This window comes from Streptomyces himastatinicus ATCC 53653, assembly GCF_000158915.1.
Taxonomy (GTDB): domain Bacteria; phylum Actinomycetota; class Actinomycetes; order Streptomycetales; family Streptomycetaceae; genus Streptomyces; species Streptomyces himastatinicus.
Map to the genome: position 1 here is coordinate 6,357,732 of NZ_GG657754.1, position 7,140 is coordinate 6,364,871.

General features: G+C 70.3%; 4 protein-coding genes and 2 pseudogenes. 1 reads left to right on the forward strand and 5 read right to left on the reverse strand.

Annotated features, from left to right (window positions below; genetic code table 11):
- Positions 1-223: pseudogene (locus SSOG_RS53960) on the forward strand (serine hydrolase domain-containing protein); the annotation flags it as partial.
- Here SSOG_RS53960 and SSOG_RS27030 read toward each other — a convergent pair.
- From SSOG_RS27030 to SSOG_RS27050, 5 genes and pseudogenes are all read right to left on the reverse strand, one after another.
- Entirely contained in the window at positions 207-1,229 is a 1,023-nt protein-coding gene (locus SSOG_RS27030; RefSeq protein ID WP_009717440.1) for an FkbM family methyltransferase, read from the reverse strand. The pseudogene SSOG_RS53960 and the gene SSOG_RS27030 overlap by 17 nt on opposite strands.
- A pseudogene (locus tag SSOG_RS58530) lies at positions 1,202-3,101 on the reverse strand (stealth family protein). Before SSOG_RS58530 ends, SSOG_RS27030 begins: the two are co-directional and overlap by 28 nt.
- A gap of 203 nt (positions 3,102-3,304) precedes the next feature.
- Positions 3,305-4,186, reverse strand: a complete 882-nt coding sequence (locus tag SSOG_RS27040; RefSeq protein WP_009717442.1) for a carbohydrate ABC transporter permease — start codon at positions 4,184-4,186, stop codon at positions 3,305-3,307.
- On the reverse strand, positions 4,183-5,556 hold the full coding sequence (locus SSOG_RS27045) for a carbohydrate ABC transporter permease (RefSeq protein WP_039938801.1): 1,374 nt from the start codon (positions 5,554-5,556) through the stop codon (positions 4,183-4,185). The genes SSOG_RS27040 and SSOG_RS27045 overlap by 4 nt, the downstream gene beginning before the upstream one ends.
- Before the next feature lie 24 nt (positions 5,557-5,580).
- Positions 5,581-6,954 carry an ABC transporter substrate-binding protein gene (locus SSOG_RS27050; protein WP_009717444.1) on the reverse strand — a complete coding sequence of 458 codons (1,374 nt, stop codon included), beginning with the start codon at positions 6,952-6,954 and terminating at the stop codon, positions 5,581-5,583.
- Between the last annotated feature and the right edge of the window lie 186 nt (positions 6,955-7,140).

Sequence of the window (7,140 nt, forward strand, 5' to 3'; positions counted from 1 at the left end):
GCCGAACTACGGGCTGTCCTGGTGGCTCAACGACCACCGCACCGTATGGCCGACCGCCCCGGCGACCGGGCGCTGCGCACGTGGCAACGGGGGCGGCCACCTGCTGTGGGTCGACCCGGCCCGGGACCTGGTCATCAGCTCCCGCTGGGGTGCCGATGTGGAGAGCCTGCTCGCCGAGGTGTCGGAGGCGGTCGAACCCGCGCCGGTCAGCGCGTCGGCGTAAGGGGCTGGGCGGCCGTGGGGAAGGCGCGGCGGGCGAGAGCCGCGGCGGTGGTCAGGCGGGTGAGGGCGGGGCGGAGGGCGCGGGGGCGGTAGGGGGCGTTCCAGGCGTAGGGGAAGGACGCCTTGTCGGGGGTGAGGAGGTTCGTCGTCTCGTCGCAGGCCAGGATCGCGATCAGCCAGCGGCGTTCGGCCCGGTGGAAGGCGGCGGTCAGCGGGCGGGGAGCCAGGAGCCAGTCGCGGGACTGGGGGCTGACCGCCTGCTGGTAGGTGGTCTCGTCGTAGCGCTGCCAGGGGGACTCCGGGGTGATCGGGTGGAGGCCGTAGTCCATGGCGGTGAGGGGGGTCAGCGCGGTGCGGAGGGTGCCGTGGTCGGCGCTGGGGAGGAGTTCGCAGACGATCCAGGGGCGGTGGCGGCGGATGGTGGCGAGGGCGCCGGTCAGGACGTCCGCCTCGTAGGTCTCGACGTCGACCTTGATGAGGTGGGGGACGAGGCCGCGGTCCTCGGTGAAGTGGTCCACCGTGGTGACCGGGACGGTCACCGATTCGGTGTGCTTGCGGTGGGCCGGGTTGAGGGAGTTCGAGGACTCCGACTTGTGGGAGAAGTACAGCTCCGCGGTGCCGGGTTCGGAGGAGAGCGCGGTCTGCTGCACCTCGTAGTCGAGGGCGTTGCAGTGGCGGATGCGGCGGCAGAGGGCGGCGGTCTCCGGGGTGGGTTCGAAGGCGATGGTGTGCGGGCCGCCGGGCCGCCGCCCGTAGACCGCGTCGACCAGGGCCGAGTACAGCCCGATGTGCGCCCCGATGTCGTACACCGCGCCGCCCGCCGGGGCCTGTCCGGCGAGGGCCAGCAGGGTGGCCTGGGTGGTGGGTTCGTAGCCCGCCAGGCCGGAGCGGCGCAACTGCCGCTGCACCGCGGTCTGTTTGCGGCTGAGCACATTGAGCGCGCGGGGGTACGGTCCGCTGGAGGCCAGGACGTCCGGGTTCAGCGGGAGGGTGATGGCGAGGGGCATGGCTGCCGCGGCTCCTGTCGGGTGACGGCCCGCTCCAGCGGGCTGGGGACGGGGAAGTAGGCGTCGAGGAAGGGGCCGAGCAGGGCCAGTTGACCGGCCAGGTCGTGCTCGGAGGAGACCGTGTCGTTGAGGCAGAACGCCTGGCAGTGGCGCGACCGCAGCAGTCTCGCGAGTCGGCCCGGGATGGTGGGCCGGGCGAGGTCGAAGTAGTCGTAGCGCAGCTGGGACGGGACCGCGCGCCCAGTGAGGAACGCGTAGTAGTGGTGCAGCGAGGACGGCAGGGAGATGTCCGAGGTGGAACGCACCCGGTTGGCCATGGTGGCGCGGATCGGGTCCGGGAACTCCCGCTCGATCTCGGCGAGGACGCTGGTGCGCACGGCGTGCGGGGTGTGCTTCATCTTCTGGGTGACGGTCGCCCCGAACCGGCCCTCCAGCAGCCGCCGGTTGTTCTTGCCCGCCGCCGATACGGGGACGTCCAGCTGGTCGGCGGGGGCCAGCGGGATGAGCGCGCGGGAGGGGAAGAACTTGGTCACGCCGTTGGCGAGGAAGAAGTCCTGCGGGGTGACCGGCGAGCCGAGGAAGACGTCGTCGTTGAAGTAGAGGAAGTGTTCGGCGAGGCCCTTGATGTGGTGCAGCCGGGTCTCGATGGCGTGCGAGTTGAAGGTCGGCAGCACGGTCGGGTCGTCGAAGATGTCCTGGTGGTCGACGACGGTGATGCCGGGGTGGTCCAGCGCGAGCCAGTCGGGCACCTGGCGGTCCGTCACGATATAGATGTGGCGCACCCAGGGGGCGTACAGGTGGAGCGAGCGCAGGGAGTAGCGCAGCTCGTCGCGGTTGGCGTAGCGGGCGGCGTTGGCGGCCTGCTCGTGGTAGCCCGCGCCCTCCCCTTCGGTGACGGCGGCGCGCCGCCGCTGCCACTGCGGGTCGGAGCCGTCGACCCAGGTGTAGACGACGTCGATGGGGAAGCGGACCTCGTCCGGCAGCCGGGTGGTGAATTCCGGGCGCGTACGGACGAGGGGGCCCGGGGACCAGCCCTCGGCCGGGGCGAGCCGGGTGAACATTTCGGTCCGCCGCGCGGACGGCGTCGCCCGCGAGCGGTACGGAGGCGGTCGTGCGGTTGGGGCGCGGGGCGTGGAGGCTCTCGGCCAGGGCTTCCGCCGGGGCTTCCGCCGGGGCCTCTGTCAGGGCTTCCGCCGGGGCACGCTCCCAGAACTCGATGTCGCAGCCGTGCGACGAGCCCAGGACCAGGTCCCCGCCGGGGGTGGTGTGGAAGCGGGTGAAGCGGACGACGGGCGCGGCGGCCAGGGCGCGCCAGGCGCGGGCCGTGGCGCCGAGGCGCATCGGGCCCGCCGCGCCCTTCCGGCGCGGGGGCAGCGAGACGTAGCCCGCCTCGCGTGCGCACAGCGCGCCGAGCGCGGTCACCACCGCGGCCCGCTGGTCCGCCCGTACGCCCACGGCGGAGGCGACGTTGCTGTAGCAGCGGACGACGAAGTGGTCGAGCCGCGCCTGGTCCAGCGCCTCGCACACCAGCCGCAGGTTCTCGGCGCGCGCGAACAGCGGGGTGGGCGTGCGGACGACGGTCGCGATCCGGGTGCCGCGGTCGTCGGCGATCACCATGCGGTCCGGTGCGGACATCAGCCCCGTACGCACCAGCCGCCCCAACCGCCGCCGCGCCCAGCGCAGCCGTAGCGCACCGGAGGTGAGGGACAGCCGACCCAGCCCGTGCAGGGCCGCGCGGCGCAGCTCGACGCCGGTCATGGCGATGACCGCGCGCCGGATCCGCAGCGGGACCGTACGCCGGTAGCCGCGCACCAGGGGCGGATCGGCGAGCCACGAGGGGCGGGGGGCGGCGGGCGGTGCGGTGAGGGGCATCGTGCGTCCTGGGGCGGGCGGCGCGGGACGGGTGGTTCCTCACACCATCATCTGAACGCCTCCCGGATGCCGAGGCGCCATGGCGGACCACCCCCCAAAGTGCCCCCGTTCGGCCCAGCGGGTCCGTCGGCGGAATGGCTGCGGCCCGGCGCCCGAAAGGGGTGCCGGGCCGCAGCCGGGTTGGGCGGGGTGGTTCAGGTGGGCTACTTCACCGCGCCTGCCATCACGCCTGCCACGAACTGGCGCTGGAAGGCGAAGAAGACGGCCAGCGGGATGATCATCGAGACGAACGCGCCGGGGCCCAGGATGTCGATGTTGTTGCCGAACTGCCGGACCTGCTGCTGGAGCGCCACCGTGATCGGCGGGTTGCCGCTGTCGGCGAAGATCAGGGCGACCAGCATGTCGTTCCAGACCCAGAGGAACTGGAAGATGCCGAGCGAGGCGATCGCCGGGGCGCCCAGCGGCATGACGACGCGGAAGAACAGCCGCAGCTCACCCGCGCCGTCCAGGCGGGCCGCCTCCAGCAGCTCCCGGGGGATCTCGGCGAAGAAGTTCCGCAGCAGGAAGATCGCGAAGGGCATGCCGAAGGCGGTGTGGAAGAGCACCACACCGGTCGTGGTCTGGAAGATGCCGATCTCGCCGAAGAGCTTGGCGACCGGGATCAGGGCGACCTGGACCGGGACGACCAGCAGGCTGACGACGATCAGGAACCACCAGTCGCGGCCGGGGAAGTCCATCCAGGCGAAGGCGTACCCGGCGAGCGCGCCGAAGATGACCACCAGCAGGGTCGCCGGGATGGTGATGGCGAGGGTGGTCCACAGCGAGTCGGTGATCTGCTGATTGCTCAGGAGCTTGTCGTACGCGTCGAAGGACAGCTGCGACGGGTCGCTGAAGACCTTCCACCACCCCGAGATGTCCACCTGAGAGGGGTCGCGCAGGGAGGACAGCAGCAGCCCCGCCGTCGGCATCAGCCAGAAGAGCCCGATGAGGACGAGGGCGACCTGCACCACCCCGCCCCCGGCCCGTTCCGCGATCCGTCCGATCAGGGACCGCTTCGCCTGTACGACCGTGTCCGCGCTGGTCATCGGCGGCTCTCCCTTCGGATCCGGCGGAGGTTGAAGAACATGACGGGCAGCACCAGCAACAGCAGCAGGACGGCGATCGCGCTGCCGAGCCCCTGGTTGACGTCGGTGCCGAAGGACGACTGGAAGAGCTGGAGCGCGAGGACGTTGGCGTCGTCCTGCGAGGGGCCCGGCGCGATGATGTACACCAGGTCGAAGATCTTCATCACGTTGATCATCAGCGTGACGACGACGACCGAGAGCACCGGCGCCAGCAGCGGCACGGTGACCCGCCGGAAGACCTGCCACTCGTTGGCGCCGTCCATCCGCGCGGCCTCCATCAGCTCACGCGGTACGCCCGCGAGCCCGGCCGCGATGAGCACCATGGCGAAGCCCGCCCAGATCCAGACGTACGAACCGATGATGGCGGGGGTGACGAGGGACGGGCCGAGCCAGTCGATGCCGTTGTACGGCGCGGAGAAGTTCCAGGCGGGCAGCCGCAGCTGGGCGCCCTCGGCCTTGGCGGGGAGGGTGTACGTACCGTCCGCGGCCGACGTCGTCTTCGCGACGACCTTGCCGTCCTTGACCGCCTCGATCTTGAGGTCGGCCATCGCCTTCTCGCCCTTGTCGATGGCGCCTTCCTTGCCGAGACCGCCCTTGGTGAAGTCGAACCAGACGGTGCCGGTGACCTTCCCGGGCTGGGCCTGCGCGGCCCGGGCGTCCTGCGCGCCGCCGATGTCGTCGCGCTTGGCGGCGACCAGCGGAATCGAGGAGGGGGACCCGGCGCGGACGGTGTCCTGCGTGGTGAAGGAGCCGCCTCCGGACTCCGTCAGCCCGGCGGTCGGGCGCGGATGGGCGCCGGGGAAGGGCGGCGAGGCGCTGAACGAGTCATGCACGCCCACCCACATGGCGTTGGCCACGCCCTTGTCCGGGTCCTGTTCGTACACCAGCCGGAAGATGATGCCCGCGGCCAGCATCGAGATCGCCATCGGCATGAAGACGATCAGCTTGAACGCGGTGGCCCAGCGCACCCGCTCGGTGAGCACGGCGAAGATCAGGCCGAGCGCGGTGGAGATGGTCGGCGCCAGGATCAGCCAGATGATGTTGTTCTTGACCGCCGTCTTGGTGGCGTCGTCGGAGAACATCTCCGTGTAGTTGTCCAGGCCGACGAAGCCGTTGCCGCTGGCGTCGAAGAAGCTGCGGTAGACGGAGTAGCCGATCGGATAGACGACGAGCGCGCCGAGCAGCGCCAGCGCGGGCAGCAGGAACACCGCCGCCAGCCAGGGCCGGGTGCCCAGGACGCTCTTCCTCTTCTTCGTGCTGCGCGGTGTGGTGGGTGGGGCGGACGACGCCCGGCCAGGTGTGGCCGCGCCGCCCGCAGTCGCGGTCGACATGATGTGGATCTCCCGGTCGAGTCGTCAGTTCTTGTACGCCTTGGCGGCATCGGCTTCCAACTGGCGCTGGATTCCTTCCACGTTCCTCGGGTTCTTGAGGAAGTCCTGGAGCGCTTTCCATTCGCCCTGGGCGGGCTTTCCGCCGAAGGAGGCCGGGGCCTGGTCGGACATGTCGAACCGGAAGTCATTGCCCGCCGCGATGAGCGCCTTGGCGATGTCGCGCATCGGGTCATTGGGATACGCGCTGAATTTGACGTTCTTGTTGGCCGAGATGAACCCGCCGGACTGGGCCCAGATGGTCGCGGCGTCGGGCGAGGCCAGGAACGTCAGCAGGGCCTGCGATGCCTTGCTGTTCTTCAGCGCCACGCCCACGTCGCCGCCGGTCACCACCGGTGGCTTGGCGCCCACCGCAGGGAACGGGAACACCTTCGCGTCCCCGCCGAGTTCCGCGCCCGCGTCCGAGACGTTGGCGGCGACGAAGTCGGCCTCGAAGACCATGCCCGCGTCGGGCTCGGCGGCATTGCCGAACGCCTTGGTGACCGAATCCGGGAACGCGGTCTGGAGCGCGCCGCTCCGGCCGCCCGCGACCAGGCCCTTGGTGCCCCACAGCTGGGCGAGCGTTTCGAGCGCCTTCTTGACGGACGGGTCGGTCCATTTGATTTTGTGCTGGGCGAGCTGGTCGTACTTCTTCGGCCCGGCCTGGGAGAGATAGACGTTCTCGAACCAGTCGGTCAGCGTCCAGCCGTCCTGGCCGCCGACGGCGACCGCGTCAGTGCCGGAATCCGAGATCAGCTGGGCCTGGGTCAGCAATTGCTTCCAGGTCTTCGGCTCCTTCGCCCCCGCATAGTCGAAGGCTGAGGTGTTGTACCAGATCAGGGACTTGTTGCTGGCCTTGAAATACACCCCGTACTGCTTGCCGTCGTACGAGCCGAGATCCTGCCAGCCCTTGGCGAAGTTCTTGTTCACCTCCGCCTTCGCTGCGGCGTCGAGCGGTTTCGCCCAGCCCTTCTGCGCGAATTCGCGCATGACCCCGACCTGGCCGACCATCGCCACGTCCGGCGGCGAGCCGCCCGCGATCTTCGAGCCGACGAAGCCCGCCATGTCGTCACCGCTGGGTACGAAGGAGACCTTGGCGCCGGTGCGCTTCTCGAACTCCTCCAGCACCTTGGTGAAGTTCTCCTGCTCGGTGCCCGTCCAGACGGCGGTGACCTGGAGCTTCTGACCCTTGAGGTTGGGCAGCTTCACGGTGACCGGCACCGGGGCGCCGCTGACCGTGTCCCCGTCGTCGCTGCCGCAGCCCGCGGCGGTGACCATGAGCGCTCCCGCCGATGCCGCGGCCAGCGCGGCTCGTGCGGTTCGCTTCTTCCGTTTCCTGTTCCTGCGAAGCGATTTCTGCATCCCCGTTTCCCTCCGATGCCGACCGCCTCGCGCGCGGCCGTGTCCCGTGCGACAGTCCTACGCCCGGTCACCCAACGTGGCAATACTGTTTTCGGCGTTCACTCACGGTCGTGACCGGGCCGTGATGAACACCTAAACGCAAAGGGGGAGCGGAACGGACAGATCCGTAATCGGTTAAAGCGTCAA